Source organism: Streptomyces sp. NPDC017991 (genome assembly GCF_044328075.1).
Lineage (GTDB): Bacteria > Actinomycetota > Actinomycetes > Streptomycetales > Streptomycetaceae > Streptomyces.
In genome coordinates, this window is the sequence record NZ_JBIRGP010000001.1 from 694,573 (window position 1) to 712,449 (window position 17,877).

The 17,877-nt window shown below is 73.3% G+C and carries 16 protein-coding genes; 7 read left to right on the top strand and 9 right to left on the bottom strand.

Annotation, left to right across the window (positions count from 1 at the left end; translation table 11 throughout):
• Positions 1-144: 144 nt before the first annotated feature.
• Complete coding sequence (locus ACH4DZ_RS02965; RefSeq protein ID WP_398285123.1) at positions 145-1,623, top strand: FG-GAP repeat domain-containing protein; 1,479 nt, start codon at positions 145-147, stop codon at positions 1,621-1,623.
• On the opposite strand, the gene ACH4DZ_RS02970 is transcribed toward ACH4DZ_RS02965, so the two are convergent.
• From ACH4DZ_RS02970 to ACH4DZ_RS02980, 3 genes are all read right to left on the bottom strand, one after another.
• Positions 1,593-2,099 (bottom strand): DUF5990 family protein, encoded by a 507-nt coding sequence (locus tag ACH4DZ_RS02970; RefSeq protein WP_398285124.1) that lies wholly within the window; start codon positions 2,097-2,099, stop codon positions 1,593-1,595. The two genes, ACH4DZ_RS02965 and ACH4DZ_RS02970, sit on opposite strands and share 31 nt — an antisense overlap.
• 162 nt (positions 2,100-2,261) lie before the next feature.
• Positions 2,262-3,740, bottom strand: coding sequence for an NAD-dependent succinate-semialdehyde dehydrogenase (locus ACH4DZ_RS02975; RefSeq protein WP_398285125.1), 1,479 nt, complete (start codon positions 3,738-3,740; stop codon positions 2,262-2,264).
• 60 nt (positions 3,741-3,800) lie between these two features.
• Positions 3,801-5,066: an aspartate aminotransferase family protein gene (locus ACH4DZ_RS02980; RefSeq protein ID WP_398285126.1), complete on the bottom strand. Its 1,266-nt coding sequence runs from the start codon at positions 5,064-5,066 to the stop codon at positions 3,801-3,803.
• A 172-nt stretch (positions 5,067-5,238) separates the two neighbouring features.
• Between ACH4DZ_RS02980 and ACH4DZ_RS02985 the strand changes: the two genes are divergently transcribed.
• Positions 5,239-6,936, top strand: a complete 1,698-nt coding sequence (locus ACH4DZ_RS02985) for a PucR family transcriptional regulator (protein WP_398285127.1) — start codon at positions 5,239-5,241, stop codon at positions 6,934-6,936.
• A 40-nt stretch (positions 6,937-6,976) separates the two neighbouring features.
• On the opposite strand, the gene ACH4DZ_RS02990 is transcribed toward ACH4DZ_RS02985, so the two are convergent.
• The 6 genes from ACH4DZ_RS02990 to ACH4DZ_RS03015 all read right to left on the bottom strand — a co-directional run bounded on the left by ACH4DZ_RS02990 (position 6,977) and on the right by ACH4DZ_RS03015 (position 13,598).
• Positions 6,977-7,969 carry a hypothetical protein gene (locus tag ACH4DZ_RS02990; protein WP_398285455.1) on the bottom strand — a complete coding sequence of 331 codons (993 nt, stop codon included), beginning with the start codon at positions 7,967-7,969 and terminating at the stop codon, positions 6,977-6,979.
• Between the two features lie 174 nt (positions 7,970-8,143).
• Positions 8,144-9,061: a helix-turn-helix domain-containing protein gene (locus ACH4DZ_RS02995; RefSeq protein WP_398285128.1), complete on the bottom strand. Its 918-nt coding sequence runs from the start codon at positions 9,059-9,061 to the stop codon at positions 8,144-8,146.
• A gap of 115 nt (positions 9,062-9,176) precedes the next feature.
• Positions 9,177-11,288, bottom strand: a complete 2,112-nt coding sequence (locus tag ACH4DZ_RS03000) for a xanthine dehydrogenase family protein molybdopterin-binding subunit (protein WP_398285129.1) — start codon at positions 11,286-11,288, stop codon at positions 9,177-9,179.
• A gap of 25 nt (positions 11,289-11,313) precedes the next feature.
• Entirely contained in the window at positions 11,314-12,306 is a 993-nt protein-coding gene (locus tag ACH4DZ_RS03005) for an FAD binding domain-containing protein (RefSeq protein WP_398285130.1), read from the bottom strand.
• Positions 12,303-12,869: a (2Fe-2S)-binding protein gene (locus tag ACH4DZ_RS03010; RefSeq protein ID WP_398285456.1), complete on the bottom strand. Its 567-nt coding sequence runs from the start codon at positions 12,867-12,869 to the stop codon at positions 12,303-12,305. Before ACH4DZ_RS03010 ends, ACH4DZ_RS03005 begins: the two co-directional genes overlap by 4 nt.
• 303 nt (positions 12,870-13,172) lie before the next feature.
• Complete coding sequence (locus ACH4DZ_RS03015) at positions 13,173-13,598, bottom strand: DUF6003 family protein (protein ID WP_398285131.1); 426 nt, start codon at positions 13,596-13,598, stop codon at positions 13,173-13,175.
• A 261-nt stretch (positions 13,599-13,859) separates the two neighbouring features.
• On the opposite strand from ACH4DZ_RS03015, the gene ACH4DZ_RS03020 reads away from it, so the two are divergent.
• Genes ACH4DZ_RS03020 through ACH4DZ_RS03040 form a run of 5 tightly spaced genes read left to right on the top strand, consistent with a single transcriptional unit; the run spans position 13,860 to position 17,807 of the window.
• Positions 13,860-14,048 (top strand): hypothetical protein, encoded by a 189-nt coding sequence (locus ACH4DZ_RS03020; protein ID WP_107014931.1) that lies wholly within the window; start codon positions 13,860-13,862, stop codon positions 14,046-14,048.
• Positions 14,049-14,060: 12 nt separating this feature from the next.
• Positions 14,061-14,795, top strand: coding sequence for a hypothetical protein (locus ACH4DZ_RS03025; RefSeq protein ID WP_398285132.1), 735 nt, complete (start codon positions 14,061-14,063; stop codon positions 14,793-14,795).
• A gap of 35 nt (positions 14,796-14,830) precedes the next feature.
• Positions 14,831-15,769, top strand: coding sequence for a DUF6895 family protein (locus tag ACH4DZ_RS03030; protein ID WP_398285457.1), 939 nt, complete (start codon positions 14,831-14,833; stop codon positions 15,767-15,769).
• Positions 15,766-16,686, top strand: a complete 921-nt coding sequence (locus tag ACH4DZ_RS03035) for a DUF6895 family protein (RefSeq protein WP_398285133.1) — start codon at positions 15,766-15,768, stop codon at positions 16,684-16,686. The genes ACH4DZ_RS03030 and ACH4DZ_RS03035 overlap by 4 nt, the downstream gene beginning before the upstream one ends.
• A complete protein-coding gene (locus ACH4DZ_RS03040) occupies positions 16,683-17,807 on the top strand; it encodes a serine hydrolase domain-containing protein (protein WP_398285134.1) in 1,125 nt (374 codons plus the stop codon). The genes ACH4DZ_RS03035 and ACH4DZ_RS03040 overlap by 4 nt, the downstream gene beginning before the upstream one ends.
• The last annotated feature ends 70 nt before the right edge of the window (positions 17,808-17,877 follow it).

Sequence of the window (17,877 nt, forward strand, 5' to 3'; positions counted from 1 at the left end):
CGGGCGCACGACAGTGACGCGCCGCAGTGGGTGTCGCACCGCCGGCCGTCAACCGACACAGGTGCGTCCGCAAGGATCCACAACCGGGCAACGGTCGCCCCGCCCGGTGGATTCGGCGCGATGGGGGATGTGAGGCTGCAGCGCATGAAGCCTCGTACCGCCTTGCCCGCTCTCGCCGTGTGCGCCGTCTGTGTCGTGCTCGCCCCGCTCACCGGATGCGGCGGTGGCGGCGACGACGACTCCACGAGCCGGAAGCCGACGCCCTCCGATGGCACGGCCTCGGCCTCCGGAGTTCCCAGGGCGCCCGCCGAGAGCCGGCCGCCGGTGGCCGGGAAGGGGTCGAAGGACCCCGACGACCTCAACGGGGACGGGTTCCGCGACCTCGTCGTGCCGATCTCCGTCGGCGACGACCCGGACGATCCCGACGGCGACCAGCGGGTCGGCGTGGTCTACGGATCGGCCGAGGGGCTCGATCCCTCGACACGCACGGTCCACGGACGCCGCGACCTCGGTCTGCCCGGGTCCCCGGAGAGTCAGACGGGTGCCGACAGCGTCGGCGCGGAGTCGGTGGTCACCGCCGACCTGGACGGTGACGGCTTCCCCGACCTCGTCACGTCCGTCGCGGGCGGGTCCGTGGACGACGGACGGATATCCGCCACGCGCACCGCTCCGTACGTGACCTGGGGCGGCCCCGGCGGGCCCGGGACGAAGGCCGGCGGTGCCGCCGGGGCGACCGCGGTGCGGCTGCCGCCGAGCGTGACGAAACTGGGCCTGGAGTCGGTCGTCCGCGGCGACTTCGACGGGGACGGGCACCACGACCTCGCGGCACTCGCGTACAACCAGTCGTCCCTGGTGCTGCTGTACGGCCCCTTCACACGCGCCGGTGCGCCCGCGCGCGCCGACACCGGTCTGCCGTGGAAGAAGGGCACTCTCGTCGCGGACGACATCGACCCGTCCGGCGAGCCCCGCGCGACCTCCTTGCTGCTGCACGGTCTGAGCGACGGTGAGCAGTCGGGGAACACCCTCTACGCGGCCCGCCGGGGAGCTCCCCTCGCCGGCGGCGGCAAGCGGCTGCGCCTCGGCAACGCCCACGCGTTCGGTGACTTCGACGGCGACGGGGAACGTGACGTGGCCATCGGGGACGACGGCGGCCGCAACGACGAACCGGGCTTCGAGACCCAGGCACCCGAGGTGAGCGGATCCCTCGCGGTCTACCCCGGCAGCGGCGCGGCCCCTGAGACGCGGCGACTGCCCGAGGCGCCAAAGGACTTGAGCACCTATTACGGGCCCGGCGGCTTCGCGGCGGCCGATCCCGACGGTGACGGCCGCGACGGCGTTCTGGTCGCCACGTACGAGGGGGCCACGCTCATCGACGGTGATCGGCGCGTCCCCGTGCTGCGCCAGGGGCCCGCGAAGGCGGACGGCAGGAAGACGCCCGCCAAGTGGCGGCACGCCCGGCCCGCCGGTGCCGCCGACTTCGACGGCGACGGCAAGGACGAGCTGATCCTCGACTGGGCGTCCGGCACGTTGTTCGGCCTCTACGGCCTGCACCCCACGCACTGGTGGATCACCGAGGGCACCACGTCCCGCGATCAGGCGTCCTTCGCGACGACGGGCGCGTAGGTGCCGCGTTCGGCGGTCCAGGTGACGTGCGGGGGTACGACCCGTGCGCACAGGGGGCCGCCGTGGGGGTCGGTCAGGCCCAGGCGCGCCACCAGTACGCCCTCGCGGGCGGCCTCCGCGAGTACTTCCGCCGGGACCATGTCGAGCATGAGCTTGGCGCGCCGGAACATCGAGAAGACGCCCTCCTCGTCGACCGTGCCCCAGGACAGGTAGACGAAGCGGCGGCCCAGCCGGTCCTGCACGTAGGGGCCCTGCACGTCGGTGCCGGTCGGCGTCGCCGTCGCCGTGCACTCCAGGGTCCAGGTCGCCGACCGCGCGCCCCCGGGGTGGGGGTCGAGCAGTTCGCCCGGCCGGTTGCGGCGCTGTACGGCTACGTAGACGTCGCGGGGCTCTTCCGGGCCGTTGCGGCTGACGGGGACGGGGTGGGTGGGGCCGGGGAGGTCCACGGCTTCGATTCGGACGAGCAGGCGGGTCATGGGGTCATCATGCCGCCGTGGGCGGCGGCATGTGGCCGCCGGGCCTGCGGCGGCGGGCGGCCTGCGGCCACAGGGCGGGCCGGGCGGGTGGTGAGCTGCGGGCTCGTCGTGGCTGGGCGCGCAGTTCCCCGCGCCCCTGTCGGGGCGCCCCTCCGGGGGATCTCAAGACGCCGGGATTGCCACGTACTGGTAGTCCAGGAATTCGTCCATTCCTACCCGGCCGCCCTCCCGGCCCAGGCCGGACTGTTTGACGCCGCCGAAGGGGGCCGCGGGGTTCGAGACCAGCCCGGTGTTGAGGCCGACCATGCCGACCTCAAGGCGTTCGCTGACGCGGAGGGCGCGGTCCAGGCCCTCGGTGAAGACGTAGCCGACCAGCCCCCACGGGGTGTCGTTGGCGCGGCGGACCACCTCGTCCTCGTCGTCGAAGGTGAGGATCGCGGCGACCGGGCCGAAGATCTCCGTGTCCATCAGACGGCTGCCGGTGTCGACGTCGGCGAGCACGGTCGGCGGGTAGAAGCACCCCGGCCCCTCGGGGGTACGGCCACCGACGAGCACCCGGGCGCCGCGTTCCACCGCGTCCGCGACGAGGTCCTCCACCTTGGCGCGCCCCTTCGCGTCGATCAGCGGGCCCACGTCGACTCCGGCGCGCGTGCCCGGGCCCACGACGAGCGCCCCCATCCGCCGGGCGAGCCGCTGTCCGAACTCCTCCGCCAGCGACCGGTGCACGAAGAAGCGGTTGGCGGCGGTGCACGCCTCCCCCATGTTGCGCATCTTGGCGGTCATCGCGCCGTCCACGGCCTTGTCGAGGTCCGCGTCGCCGAAGACGACGAAGGGCGCGTTGCCGCCCAGTTCCATCGAGGTGCGCACGACAGCGTCCGCGCACTGCGCCAGCAGCAGCCGCCCGACCTGCGTGGAGCCGGTGAAGGACAGCTTGCGGATCCTCCCCCAGCCTCCGGCCGGGGGGACCCCCACCCCGCTTCGCTCCCCGCGCAGCAGCGGCTCGCAGACCTCCGAGGCGCGCGAGGTGGTGAGGACGTTCAGGACGCCGTCCGGCAGCCCGGCCTCCTGGAGGATCGCGGCCAGGGCGAGGCTGGACAGCGGTGTCTGCGGAGCCGGTTTGAGCACCATCGTGCAGCCCGCCGCGACCGCCGGGCCGATCTTGCGGGCGCCCATGGCCAGCGGGAAGTTCCACGGGGTGATCAGCAGACAGGGGCCGACCGGGCGGCGGGTCAGCAGCATGCGGTGCCGCCCGTCGGGCAGCGTGCCGCACCCGCCGTCGACGCGTACGGCCTCCTCGGAGAACCAGCGGAAGAACTCGGCGGCGTACGCCACTTCTCCCCTGGCCTCGGCGAGCGGCTTGCCCATCTCGGAGGTCATCAGGTGGGCGAGTTCGCCGGTCCGTTCGAGGACCAGCTCGTGTGCGCGGCGCAGGATCTCGCTGCGGGCCCGGGGTGCGGTACGGGCCCACGCCTCCTGGGCCCGTACCGCGGCGTCCTCCGCGAGCCTGGCCTCCTTGAGACCTCCGTCGGCGACATGGCAGAGGATCTCACCGGTCGCGGGGTCGTCGACGGGCATGGTGGCGCCGTCCGCGGCGTCCACCCAGGCGCCGCCGATGAACAACCGGGTCGGGGTGTCGGTCATGGTGTCACTCCTGAGTCGATCGGCTGGGCGGGCGGATGCACACGGGCCGGGGCCGGACCTTCATCGGTCCTGGGGCGTTGTACCGGCCTTCACCGCCGACGCCCACGCCTCAAGGCCCGCGTCCACCGCCGTCTCGTCGATCACCAAGGCCGGGATCATGCGGACGACCTGGTTCCAGGCGCCGCACAGCAGCAGGAGCAGGCCCTCGTCGACGGCGGCCCGCTGCACACGGGAGGCGGTCTCGGAGTCGGGGCCGCCGTCCGCGTCGACGAACTCGCTGGCCAGCATCAGCCCGAGGCCGCGTACGTCCCCGATGGCGGGCGTCCGGGCGGCCACCGCCTCCAGGCCCCGGCGCAGCCGTGTCCCCATCGCCTCGGCGTTCTCGACCAGCTTCTCGTCGCGTACGACGTCGAGGGTCGCGCAGGCCGCGGCGCAGGCCACCGCGTTGGCGCCGTAGGTGCCGCCCTGCGAGCCGGGCCACGCCCTGGCCATCAGCGCCTCGGGGGCGGCGATGGCGGACAGCGGGAATCCGCTGGCGAGCCCCTTGGCGGCCACCAGGATGTCGGGGGTGACACCGAAGTGGTCGTGTCCCCAGAACCGGCCGGTACGCCCCACCCCCGTCTGCACCTCGTCCAGGATCAACAGGAAGCCGTGCCGGTCGGCGCGTTCCCGCAGCCCCTCCATGAAGGCGCGGGTCGCGGGCACGTAACCGCCCTCGCCGAGCACCGGCTCGACGATCACCGCGGCCGTGTCGGCGGGCGAGGAGATCGTCTGGAGCGTGTGGTCGAGCTCCTGGAGGGCGAAGCGGGTGGCGGTCTCCTCGTCCCAGCCGTACCGGTAGGCCGTCGGGAACGGTGTGACGACCACGCCGCTCATCAGCGGGGAGAAGCCGGAGCGGAAGCGGGTGCCGGAGGTCGTCATGGCGGCGGCGGCCACGGTGCGGCCGTGGAATCCGCCGTGGCAGACCAGCACGTTCGGGCGGCCGGTGGCCTGCCTGGCCAGCCGCAGCGCGGCCTCCACCGCCTCGCTCCCGGAGTTGGCGAAGAAGAGGCTGTCGAGGCCGGCGGGCAGCACCTCGCCGAGTTGGTCGACGAGCTGGCGCAGCGGCTGGTGCATGACCGTCGTGTACTGGCCGTGGACGAGCCTGCCCACCTGGTCCCGGGCGGCCTCGACGACCCTCGGGTGGCAGTGCCCGGTGCTGGTGACGCCGATGCCCGCGGTGAAGTCCAGGTAGCGGCGGCCGTCCTCACCGAAGAGGTGGACGCCCTCGCCCCGGACGGCCACCACGGGAGTGGCCTGGCGAAGGTGCGGCGACAGTGCGGTCATGTGCGTCTCCCGGCCGTGCGTTGTCGTCTGCTCCGGAAGGGCGAGCATCTCGACCGGGGCGGCGGGCGACAATGCGTGAACTGTCCGACCAGGCGGCGGGGTTCGGACGTTGTGTCAACCGGCCGCAGGTCAGCCACGCTTGTCACGGGGTCCGGGCGGGCAGGCACGCAGCATGAGCGAGTACGCCGAAACGCCCCGGACGTCCGTGGCCGAGGAGCCGGGCGCAGCTCTCGCGGGCCGCTCGCTCACCGTCGCCGACGTCCTGGCCCTGCCCGTCCTGGCCGCGGGGCAGCCGGAGGTGGTCGCCGGGGCCGGCCGCCTCGGCCGGCCGGTCCGCTGGGTCCACATCACCGAACTCACGGACCCCGCCTCCTTCCTCAAGGGCGGCGAACTCGTCCTGACCACCGGCATGCCGCTGCCCGAGGATCCGGCGGGCGTACGCCGCTATGTCGACGAACTGGCCGACGTCGGGGCCGCGGCCCTGGTCATCGAACTCGTACGGCGCTACCACCGCCCGCCCGCGCCGCTCATCCGGGCATGCCGCGGCCGTGGCCTGCCGCTCGTCACCCTGGCCAAGGACGTCAACTTCCTTGAGGTCACCCAGGTCGTCCACACCCTCATCCTCGGCAGCCAGGCGGACGCCGTGCGCCGGACCCAGCGCATCCACGAGGCGTTCACCGCCCTGACGCTGCGCGGCGCCGGACCCGAGGACGTCGTACGCGCGGCGGCGGAGATGAGCGGCCGCACGGTCGTCCTGGAGAATCTGGCGCACCAGGCGCTGCTCTGCGAGCCGTCCGGCAGCACGGTGGACGAGGCGCTGTCCGGCTGGGAGCGGCGCTCCAGGGCGACGCGCCACGAGACGGCCCTCCGGACCGTCGATCCGGACGTGATCGATCCGGACGTGACCGGCCCGGAGGGCTGGCTCGTGGCCCCCGTGGAGTACCAGGGCGAACTCTGGGGACGCGTCGCCATGCTGCCGTCCCCCGCACCATGGGCGGTCTTCGGGCCGCAGGACGTCACCGTCCTGGAGCGGACGGCGATGGCCCTGACGATCGCCCGCCTCATCCACGCCACGCCCTGGGAGCGCACGGCGCACCGAAGCGCCCTGCGCGACCTCGCCGAGCAGCGCCACCGCTCCCCAGCGGACGCCCGCGCGCGCCTCGCCGCGCTGGGCCTGCCCACTGAGGGCACCGTCTTCCTCGCGGTCCTGCTGGACACCCGGGCGCCCGCCGACGGCACCGGCCTGGAGGCACGCCTGTCCCAGGAGCTCAGGACGACGGGCACCGCCGCGCTGGTCGGCACGCTGGCGCCCGCGCGTCTCGGCGTCCTGCTGGCCCTGCGCCCCTCCCAGCCCTGGCGGTCCACCGTCGAGCAACTGGGCCGTATCGCGCTGGAGTTGGACCCGTGTGCCGTCGTGAGCATCGGTTCCGAGGTCGTGGACCTGGCCCACGCCGCCCGTTCCTTCCGTGAGGCGTCCCGCGTCGCGGAGGCCACCCGTCCGGGCCGGCCCCTCCCCGCGGGCAGGTCGTACAACGAGCTGTCCGACATCGGGCTGCGCCGCCTGCTGTACGCGCTGCGCGAGGACACCCGTATCCAGGAGTACGCCGAACGGCAGCTGGGCCGGCTCATCGACCACGACGGCCGGCACGGCACCGACCTCCTGTCGACCCTGCGGCACTATCTGGACGCCGCGGGCAGCAAGACAGGTGCAGCCCGGCTCGGCGGACTGTCCCGGGAGACCGTCTACCAGCGTCTGCGCACCATCGAGCGCCTGCTGGACTGCGACCTCGAATCCGGTGAGCGGCGTACCGGACTGCATGTGGCTCTCACGGCCCTCGACGTCCTGCGGGACGGCGGAGCGGCGACCTGAGACACAGGGGCGCGACTCCGCCGTCCCGCACGGCCGGGCTCTACTCGTGGCCGCGGAGGCGTGCGCGCAGCAGGTTGGGGTCGGTGCCCGTGGCGTAGGCGGCGCTGAGCACGTACACCTCCTTGCCGCGCAGCGCCACGGAGCTGGGGTTCTGGAGTCCGTCGGCGGTGTCCAGGACGGTGGTCCGGGTGCCGTCGGACCTGATGTGCACCACCTTGTTGGGGGTGTTGAGCGTGGCCAGGACGTCGTCGCCGTGTCCGGTGAAGGCGAAGTCGTCGATCCCGGCCAGGTCCGACGCCTTGACCTGCGGGGTGCCGGCGCGGTTTCCCGGGTGGATCGGAATGCGCAGGAGGGTGCCCCGGTCGAGGTTGGTCACCCAGAGCGCGCCGTCGCGCACCTTCGCTCCGTTGACCCCGAGGAAGCCGGTGGAGGCGAGTTCGGGCGCGGTGGACCAGGCGGTGGGGGTGCCGCCGGTGACGGGGACGGTCCACACCGTGCCGAGCACCGAGTCGGTGATGTAGAGGCGCTGGCCGCGTTCGTCCAGGGCCAGTCCGTTGGGCAGGCCGTCCGCGGGCAGTGCGGCGATCCGCTGCGGGGACCGCCCGGGGCGCAGCCGCCACAGCCCTGTCAGGTCGGCGGTTCCGGTCGCGTACAGCACGTACAGGGTGCCGTCCGGGGTGCGGGCGATGCCGGTGGCCAGCGGGAAGCCGAGGGCGGGAGTGCCGACTCCGCCGTCGGCGGGTGCGGGCAGTGTCGCCAGTACGCGGGTCGCGCCCCGCGGGCTCACCGCGGCCACCTGACGGCTCGCCGCGAAGGTGACGGCCGCGGTTCCGTCGGGCAACAGGGCTATGTTCTCCGGCAGTTGGCCCGAGGACACGTCGAAGTGGGTGGCGATCCGTACATCGGTCAGCGGTTCGCTCGTGGGACGGGTGGGCGTGGCGTCGGCAGGCAGGGCCGAGGCGAGGGTGGCGGCGGCCACCGCGACGGCGGCCATGAGCATCTTGATACGGCGGTTCGGCTTCGAGTTCGACATGGGGTTCGGCTTGGAGTTCGGCATGGGGTTAGACATGGTTCCTTCGCTGGTTTCGGGCATGCGGCAGCCGCGGTGCGGCGCCGTGGTCGAGGGGCGCCCCGCTGAGAGGGCGCCAGGGTGCAACCGCCCCGCGAACCGCGCGGGTCGGGCGGTGTGCGTCAGCGGATCAACGCTTCAGAAGGTGTGGGTATCGGCGCCGCGGTGCGGGCCGTCCGCCGCCCGGGGCGCGGTGGCATGGGCGAGCAGCGCCAGGGCCGCCGCGGACGGGGAACCGGGGTCGGCGGTGGCCACCACCAGGGACGGTCCGTCTCCCTGCGGGCTCTGGAGTGTCTGCTGGGTGACGGTCACCGTCCCGACCAGCGGGTGGCGCATCTCGTAGTCGGCGACATCGCAGGCGAGCACCCGGTGATCGGCCCACATCGTGGCGAACTCCCGGCTGTGCATGGTCAGTTCACCGATCAGCGCGGCCAGCAGCGGGTCGTCCGGGTGCCGTCCGGCGGTCAGCCGCAGATTGCCCACGACGGCCCTGGCCTTGGCCGGCCAGTCGACGTACAGCTCGCGGGTGTGCGCGTCCAGGAACACCAGCCTGGCCATGTTCGGCCGTCGCCCCGGATCGCCCGCGCCGCCCGGATCAGCAGGGCTGTCGTGATCGAGGTGCCCCGCGAACAGCCCGTGCCCCGGGCGGTTCCAGGCCAGGACGTCGCTGCGGCGGCCGATCACGACGGCGGGGGTGCCGTCGACGGCCGCCAGCAGGGCACTCGTCGCCGGGGTGACGCGTTCGGGGCGCGGCCGTGCGCCGGGCCCGCGCCGCTTCGGGGTACTGGCCAGGGTGTGCAGATGGGCCCGCTCCGAGTCGTCCAGTCGCAGGGCGCTCGCCACGGCGTCGAGCACCTCACGCGAGGCGTTGCGTGACTGGCCCTGTTCCAGGCGGGTGTAGTAGGGCGCGCTGATGCCGGCGAGCATCGCGAGTTCCTCCCGGCGCAGCCCCGGCACGCGGCGCCGCTCGCCGTAGGTCCGCAACCCCACGTCCTCGGGGCGCAGTCGGCTCCGGCGTGCCTGGAGGAACTCGGCGAGGTGCCCGTGCTTGTTCATGTCACCGAGTATGCGGACCGCCGCCGGTCGGTGCCTCACCCCGCCGGGGTAGGGATGACCACGGTCCGGCCGACCCGGTACTGCCTGCCGCGCTCTACCCGGCGACCCTGTGGGCCTACCCGGCGCCCCTGTCGGCCAGTCCCGCGAGCACCCGGTCCGGGGTCAGGGGGAGTTCGCGGTGGCGGACGCCCGTGGCGTGGTGGACGGCGTTGCCGATGGCGGCGGCCGTGCCGACGATGCCGATCTCACCGATGCCCTTGCTGCCCATCGGGTTGAGTTGGGGGTCGTCCTCGTCGATCCAGTGCGCCTCGATGTCAGGCACGTCGGCATGGGCCGGGACGTGGTACGCGGCGAGGTCGCGCTCCACGAAGTCGCCGGACGCGGCGTCCACGGTGCTGCCCTCGGTCAGCGCCATGCCCAGGCCCATGGTCATGGCTCCGATGAACTGGGAGCGGGCGGTACGGGCGTTGAGGATGTGTCCGGCGGCGTAGACGCCCAGGAGGCGGCGTACCCGGACCTCTCCGGTCACCGTGTCGACCGTGACCTCGGCGAAGTGGGCGCCGAAGGCGTGCCGGGAGTAGGGGCTGTCGGCGTCGGCGGTGCCCGCCGTGTCGGCGTGTGTCCGGAGTCCCGCGTCCGGCAGGGGGCCCGTGCGTTCGGCCAGGGTCGAGGCCAGCCGCGTACAGGCCTCGTGGACGGCCCAGCCCCAGGACGCCGTACCGGCCGAACCGCCGGCCAGCGGCGCGGACGGCAGGTCGCTGTTGCCCACTTCGGCGCGTACGCGGTCCAGGGGGACGCCGAGTGCGTCGGCGGCGACCTGGGCGAGGACGGTACGGGCGCCGGTGCCGATGTCGGTGGCGTTGATGCGGACGACGAAGCCGCCGTCGGGCAGCGCGTGTGCCTCCGCCTGTGCCGCACTGGCCATCGCCGGATAGGTGGCGGAGGCCACTCCCGTGCCGACGAGGAGCGGGCCCTCGGCACGGGACCGGGGGCGGGGGTCGCGTGCTGCCCAGCCGAAGCGCCGCGCGCCCTCCCGCAGGCAGTCGACGAGATGGCGGCTGCTGAACGGCTTGCCGCTGTCGGGTTCGGTGTCCGGCTCGTTGGTGATGCGCAGTTCCACGGGGTCCAGGCCCGCCGCGACGGCGAGTTCGTCCATGGCCGACTCCAGGACGTACATGCCGGGCGCCTCGCCGGGTGCGCGCATCCAGGAGGGGCTGGGCACGTCCAGCGCGACCACCCGGTGGGAGCTGAGCCGGTGGGGCGCCGCGTACATGATCCGGCTGGGTACGGCGGCCTGCTCCACGAACTCCTTGATGCGTGAGGTGTAAGTGGTGACCTCGTGGAGGGACGAGGTGAGGGTGCCGTCGGCGGTGGCGCCCAGGCGGAGCCGGTGCAGGGTGGGCGCCCGGTGGCCGACGACCGCGGGCAGGAAGCGCCGGGGCAGTGCGACGGTGACGGGGCGTCCGGTCTCCCGCGCCGCCATCACGGCGAGCACCACATGGGGACGCGGGGTGCCCTTGGATCCGAATCCGCCGCCGACGTGTTCGCTGACGACGGTGACGTCGTCCTCGGACAGCTCGAACAGCGATGCCAGGGTGGCGCGGACGGTCGTGGCGCCCTGGCTGGAGTCGTGCACGACGAGTCTGCCGTCGTCCCAGCGGGCGGTGGCCGCGTGCGGCTCCATGGGGTGGTTGTGCAGGGGCGGGACACGGTAGTGGGAGTCGACGCGGACCTCGGAGGCCGCGAACGCGCTCTCGGGGTCGCCCTGTTCGCGGCGCGCGGGGAAGCCGCCGTTGGCGTCCTCGGGCGTGTAGGCCCCGGGGTGGTCGTCGGTCAGGGTGACGTCGTGTTCCTCGACGTCGTACTCGACCCGGACCGCGGCGGCGCCGGCGCGGGCCGCCTCCAGGGTCTCGCCGACGACCAGGGCGACGAACCAGCCGTGGTGCGGTACGCGCGAGTCCTGCAGCACGGAGAGCGTGGGATCGTCGGCGGGGGCGAGCCGGGGCGCGTTCTCGTGGGTGAGGACGGCGAGGACCCCGGGCAGTGCCAGGGCGGCCCCGGCGTCGACGGTACGGACCGTGCCGCGGGCGATCCCGGCGACCACCGGCCAGGCGTGGGCCCTGCCGGGGTCGGTCTGTTCGGCGGCGTAGCGGGCGCTGCCGGTGACCTTGTCCCGGCCCTCCCGGCGCTCGGCGGGCGCGCCCAGCGCGGTGCCGGTGTCGGCCATGACTGCTCCTTCTGCTGGTGTCCGGTCAGGTGCTGGTGGGCGGCGCGAGCCGTCGCAGGGCGTCCACCGCGAGATTGCGGGCCAGCCGGACCTTGTAGCCGTTGTCGCGCAGTGGCCGGGCGGCGGCGAGTGCGAGGTCGGCGGCCCGCTCGAACGCGGCGGTCGTCGGGGCGGCGCCCAGCAGTGCCTCTTCCGCGATCCGGGCCCGCCAGGGACGGTGGGCCACTCCCCCGAAGGCGAGGCCGACCTGCCGGACGACACCGCCCTCCGTGTGGAGCACCGCGGCGACGGAGACGAGGGCGAAGGCGTACGAGGCCCGGTCGCGGGCCTTGCGGTACAGCGAGGGCAGCCCTGCCGTGGCGCCCGGCAGGACCACACCGGTGATCAGTTCGCCGGGGCGGATCACCGTGTCCTGTTCGGGGTGGTCCCCGGGCAGCCGGTGGAACTCCGCGACGGGAACGGTCCGCGGCCCGTCGGCCCCGTGCAGTTCGACACCCGCGTCCAGGGCGGCGAGCGCCACGGCCATGTCCGACGGATGCGTGGCGATGCACTGCGGGGAGTACCCGAGCACCGCGTGGTCACGGTGTACGCCGTCCAGGGCGCCGCAACCGGAGCCGGGCGCCCGCTTGTTGCAGGGCTTGTCGGTGTCCTGGAAGTACGGGCAGCGGGTGCGCTGGAGCAGATTGCCGCCCGTGGTGGCCGCGTTGCGCAGTTGTCCCGAGGCCCCGGCCAGGAGTGCCTGGGAGAGCGCCGGATAGCGGTCGCGGACCATGGGGTGGGCGGCGAGGTCGCTGTTGCGGACCGTGGCGCCGATCCGTACCGATCCGTCGGGCAGCTCGTCGACCGTGTCGAGGGGCAGCCTGCTGACGTCGACCAGTGTGGTCGGTTCCTCCACGCCGAGCTTCATCAGGTCCACCAGGTTGGTGCCGCCGCCGAGATAGCGGGCGCCGGGGTGGGCCGCGTACAGCTCGGCGGCCTCCTCGACACTGCCGGCGCGCGCGTATGCGAAGGGTTTCACCGGATCACGTCCTCGACGGCCCGCACGATGTTCGGATAGGCGCCGCAGCGGCAGAGGTTGCCGCTGAGCCGTTCGCGGATCTCGTCCGCGCCGAGCGGCACGGGCTCCCCGGACGGGGTCTCGGGGTCCGTCACGTGCGAGGGGTGACCGGACTCGGCCTCGGCGATCGCGCCGACGGCGCTGCAGAGCTGTCCCGGTGTGCAGTAGCCGCACTGGAAGGCGTCGCGGTCGATGAAGGCCCGCTGCAGCGGGTGCAGTTCGCCGTCCGCCCGCCGTTCTTCGCCCTCGTCGCCGTTACCGCCGGCGAGTCCTTCCACCGTCGTGATGTCGCAGCCGTCCTGGGCCACCGCGGGCAGCAGGCAGCTGTTGACGCGGCGGCCGTCCACCAGGACCGTGCAGGCGCCGCACTGGCCGTGGTCGCAGCCCTTCTTGGCGCCGGTGAGGTGCAGCCGCTCGCGCAGCACGTCCAGCAGGACGGAGCGGTGGTCGACGACGAGCGTGCGCGGCGTGCCGTTCACCCGCAACGTCACCTCGGAGTGGTGGCGATCGGGTGACGAGGGGATTCGTTCCCCCCTGGGGGTGCCGCCCGGGCTCCCCGGGCGATCGGCTCCGCCGTCCGGGGCTCCGCCGTCCGCCGCCCCGCCGTCCACGGCCGAGCCGTGCGTCGGGCCGCTGCTCAGGCTGTTCTCCGGGCTGTTCCTCGGGCTGTTTTTCGGGCTGTTTTTCGGGCTGCCCATGCTGTTCATGACCTTCCGACGGCGTCCGGACCACACAGCTCACGTATCCAGGCTGCCGCCCGCCACACGTTCCCGCACGCCGGAGCCGTGCGGGAACGGTCCGGCGGGCGGCCTCCTCGTCGGCCTGTGTCAGCCGCCGGCCGCGGCCGTGACCGTCGCCGGGTCCTCGCCGGTCAGCTCCACGACGCGGTGCGGCGGTACACCCGCGGCCAGCGCCCGTCCGATCAGTTCGTCGCGGCCGTCCGTGATGTCGCGGTAGGACAGCAACTGCCCCTCGACCCGCGCGATCGCCTCCGGGCCGGTCCGTCCGCGCACCCGGCTCAGTTCCTCGTCACTCAGCGGCACCGGCAGCCGCTCCGCGCCCTCGGGAACGGAGCCCGTCTCCTCCGGCGGCAGCAGACGAAGTTCCGGCGCGGTCGCCGCCGTTCCCTGCGCGTCCAGCCACGCTCGTACCGCGGGAGTCTCCATACAGGCGAGCTCACCCACGGCGGCCGGGGGCACGCCGAGCCGTACGGCGGGGTCGTCGAGCAGGAACAGGTAGGCGTCGTCGGTCATCCTCGGCTCCTTCTCAACGGGGAGTGGTCGACACCCCTGTACCCCGCCGCCCGCCGATTACCGCCGCCTTTCGACCCGGGCCCGGCCTCGCAGTTCCGGCGGCGAGGGGTCCGACCGGTACGAACGGCGGACGCGCAGCGGAGAAGTTGAAAGCGCGATCGAATAAGACAAATGCAACTTCTATGAATAAGTCTTGCCATAACGGTCACCCGTACCTTCGAGAACCGAGAAGAACATGTCTCTCGAAAAGGGGATGGTGGTATGTCTTCCACCGAGTTTCTGACCGACGAGCTCACCGAGGTCCAGGGCGTGGACGTCGAAGCGGCTCTCGACCCGGTCGAGGCCGACGGCTCGTACCGTGACAGCCGCGAGTGCGCGGCGCTCGCCCTGACGTCCGGGTCGACATCACTCCTGCTGTCGCCTCCGACTCCGCGGCCCAAGAAGGGTTGACGGGACAGACACATGGAACAGTCAGGCACTTCGACCCGCCTGGCGGACGCAGTGCAGGGCCTGACGTCAGAACTGGTCTCCGCTCTTCGGAGCGGGGGCCCGTTCGGGCTCTCCGGCAGCGTCCCAGGAGCCGACGGACCGGAGCCGGCCGACGGACTGACCCTCGCCGCCGTACGGGTGGTGGGGGCCGACGCCGTCCTGCCGAGCGTTCTGCGCCGCACCCCTCCCGAACCTGACGACCTCGCCGTGTTCAGCGGGGCCGTGCACGCCTATCCGCCCCCCGCGGACGCGTCGCCCACCTCCGCGTGGAGCCACTGGGCCATGAAACGAACACTCCTGCGACTCAAAGCCGGCCCGGACACGGGACCTGACGCGTCCGTCGCGGGCGTCTCCACGCATGACGCAGAACCCGCAGCGGCCTGGCTCGACGGCGCCTCGTGGCAGTCGCTGACCCACCAACTGGCCGTACTGGCCCCGCTCGCGGTGCCCGGCGGGGACTGCGCGGTGACGCGCATGGCCCGTGGCCGCCCCGTCGACGTCGCCCGGGGATTCGTCCGGGCGGTCCGTCGCCGCGACTGGCTCCAGGCCGCAGGGGCGGGCCGCTGGCTGGCCCTCCTCGACGGAGTGCCGGACACGCTCGGACTGGACGCCGGCCTCGCGTTCGTGGCACAGATGGGCTGCGCCGATCCCCGTGTGACGCTGCAGGTCGAGGCGGCGCGGCTGATGCGAACCGGGGCACCGGTGTGACGGCGCGCGATGTCCGAGGGCTCGGCGAGGCCGCGATGGCGTGGGTGTCCGCCCATCGCGGCGAGTTCGCGCTCGGCGACGACGCACTCGCCGAGCACGCCGACGTCAACTTCACCTGGAAGCCCCTCGGGGAACTGGCCCAGGTGTGCGTCAGCATCCGCAGGCACACCGAGGCCACCGACCCGCTGCACGAGGCCGCCTGCGACCTGCTGGCCTTCGCCTGGCGGCAGACCGGGCAGGGCGCCCTCTTCCTCGAACTGAAGCACCTCGAACCCTTCGCCACGTACCCACTGGAGATCTACGCGGCCTTCGCGTCGGCCGGCCTGCGGCACACCGACTACGAGAAGGCCACCGCGACGGTGGCCCGTACCCGCGGCTGGCAGGTGACCGAGCAGGAGCCGAACCGGCGCCTCAGCGTCCTCAACTCCGAGCGCCGCAGCGGCATCCCGCTCCACGCCGACATGGAGAGGGCGCTGCGGCGCACCTGGCTGGGCGGCCTGCCTGAGCCATGGACGTTCGAACGGGCCGCCGGGTACACGCTCACCCATGTGGTCTTCCATCTGACCGATTGGGGCCATGGACCGGTGGGCGTTCCCCCGCTGGTCGCCGACTACCTCTCGCACTGGCTGCCGCCCTGGCTGGACACCTGTCTGGAGGACGAGCAGTGGGACCTGAGCTGCGAACTGCTGGCGGTGGCCGGCAGCCTGCCCGGCCCACCGGACCTCACCATGCTGCGGGAGGCCTGGGCGAAACTCGGCTTGGCCCAGGACGCGTCCGGTGCCGTCCCGGAGGTGGGTTCCGGGCGAGAGGGCCATCCGATCGCGGACGACTTCGTGGGCTGCTACCACTCGACCCTGATGACTGCGTTCGCCGCCGTGCTGACCACCGCCCGCTCGCGTGCGCACGCCGCCCACATGACCCGTGCGACCCACGCGGCGCGTCCGGGACAGGGCGGGCAAGGAGTGTCGAGATGACGAGCACCCGCCTCATCCACACCGTCGGGACCGGCGCCCTGGAGTGGCTGCACGCCCACCGGGACGGATTCCGTCTGGAGCAGGACGTCGACCCGGAAGTGGGCTTCCTGGAACGCTTCAAACCGGTCGGCGAACTGGCCCTCATCTGCAAGGTGTTGTTCCGCGAAGGCGTGGCCGGCTCCCGACAGGCCCAGCTGGCACGGCAGTTGCTCGACCACGCCTGGCGCGACACGCTGGACGGCGGCCGGATGCTGGTCCGCGGCCAGCGCATCGAGCCCCTCTCCCCCATCCCCTTCGAGGTCTATCTCCCGTTCAAGGAACTGGGCTACAGCCATCCCGAGGCCGAGCAGGCCTTCCGGCTCAACCAGCGGCTGGAGAGCTTCCACGCCTTCGAGCTGCCGCCGACGCGCCGGCTCGGCCTCTCCGCGTTCCAACGCCGTTACGGGCTCCCGGCCCGGCCGCCGGAGTCCGAGGTGATCGGCACGACATGGCTCGGGCGTACCCCCGAACCCTGGACCGTCGAGGGGCACATCGCCTACGACATCACGCACACCGTCTTCCACCTCACCGACTGGGGCGAGAACCCCGGCGGCATACCGGCTCCGCTCGCCGACTACCTGGCCACCTGGCTGCCGGTCTGGCTGGACGACTGGCTCGACCTGGAACGCTGGGACCTGCTCGGCGAACTGCTCGTCGTCGACGCCTGTCTGCCGCGCCCCACCCTGGACGAGCGGGCCTGGGAAGGCTTCGCCGCCGCCCAGCAGCCCGACGGGGCGATGCCCGCCGTGCGCACGATGCCCCAGGGCGATCCCGAGGAACTGTTCGACCTCGTCTACCACCCGACGCTCGTCGCCGCGTTCGCCTCCGTCCTGGCCACGTCCCGCGCCCTGACGCGGTTGGCGCACGCACCGGCATGACACCACGACCCGAGCCCTGGCCGGGCGTTCCGCCCGGCCTCACCGGTGAACCCCCGCCGTACCACCCCGCCCAGGAGCGGTCCCTCGACGGCGAGACGGTACGGGACCTGCTCGACGACGCCGTCCGCGCCGTGGACGCACCCGATGTCGTCTTCGCCCTCTCGCGGAACGGTCACCGCACGGTGCGCTGCGGGGGCACCGGGCCGCCTCCGCCCGTTCCCCGCGATCAGCTGCGCTACGAGATCGGTTCGGCCACCAAGACGTTCACCGGACTGCTCCTGGCCCGGCTGACGCAGTCGGGCAGCCTGTCCGCCGGTGAGCCTGCCGTCACCTGTCTGGATCCGACGCGGCGCGTCGGCCGGGACCCCGTGACCCTCACGCACCTGATCACCCACACCTCCGGGCTGCCCGCCCTGCCCGCCGACTTCTTCCTCCGGGCCCTGCCCACCTGGCGCACCGACCCGTACGCCGCGTATCCGGACCGGCGCGTGGTCGACGCCTTTCTGCGCCACCGGCAGCACCGGCGGCCCGGCACCCGCTGGCACTACTCCAACTTCGGTGTCGCCGTGCTCGGTCACGCCCTGGCCGCGGCCACCGCGACACCCTGGGACGAACTGCTGGGCAGTCAGGTGCTGCGGCCACTCGGCCTGAGCGGCACCGCCCTGCGGCCCGGCGGCCCCGACACCGACGCCACGGGCCACCGCAAGGACGGCACAACACCCGTGGCCCCGTTGGCAGTCGGCGGCTTCCGGTCGGCCGGCGCCGTCCGGGCCACCCCGCCCGACCTGCTGTCGTTCCTCGAAGCCCATCTGAACCCGTCGGGTCCGTACCCGACGGGCCTGGATCCCTCCGACAGGTCACTGGCCGATGCCCTGCGCGCGGTACGCCGTCCGGTGCTCCGGCGCGGGTGGGGGCACCGGCACGTGCACACGGTGGCCTGGTTCCAGCACCCCACCGGTCACGGCCCGATGTACTTCCACTGCGGAGCCACACTCGGTCAGCAGGCCTTCCTCGGATTCAGGCCCGACACCGGAACGGCGCTGGCGGCCGTGTGCACCCGCCGCTTCCGGGCCCGCGACACCTTCGTGACGACGGCGTACGCGCTGCTGGCCGGGATGTGAGACACGGCCGGACCCACCGGACCGACGGGGCGCATGCGAAGGCGCGAGGGCCGTGTCCGGAGACAGGCAC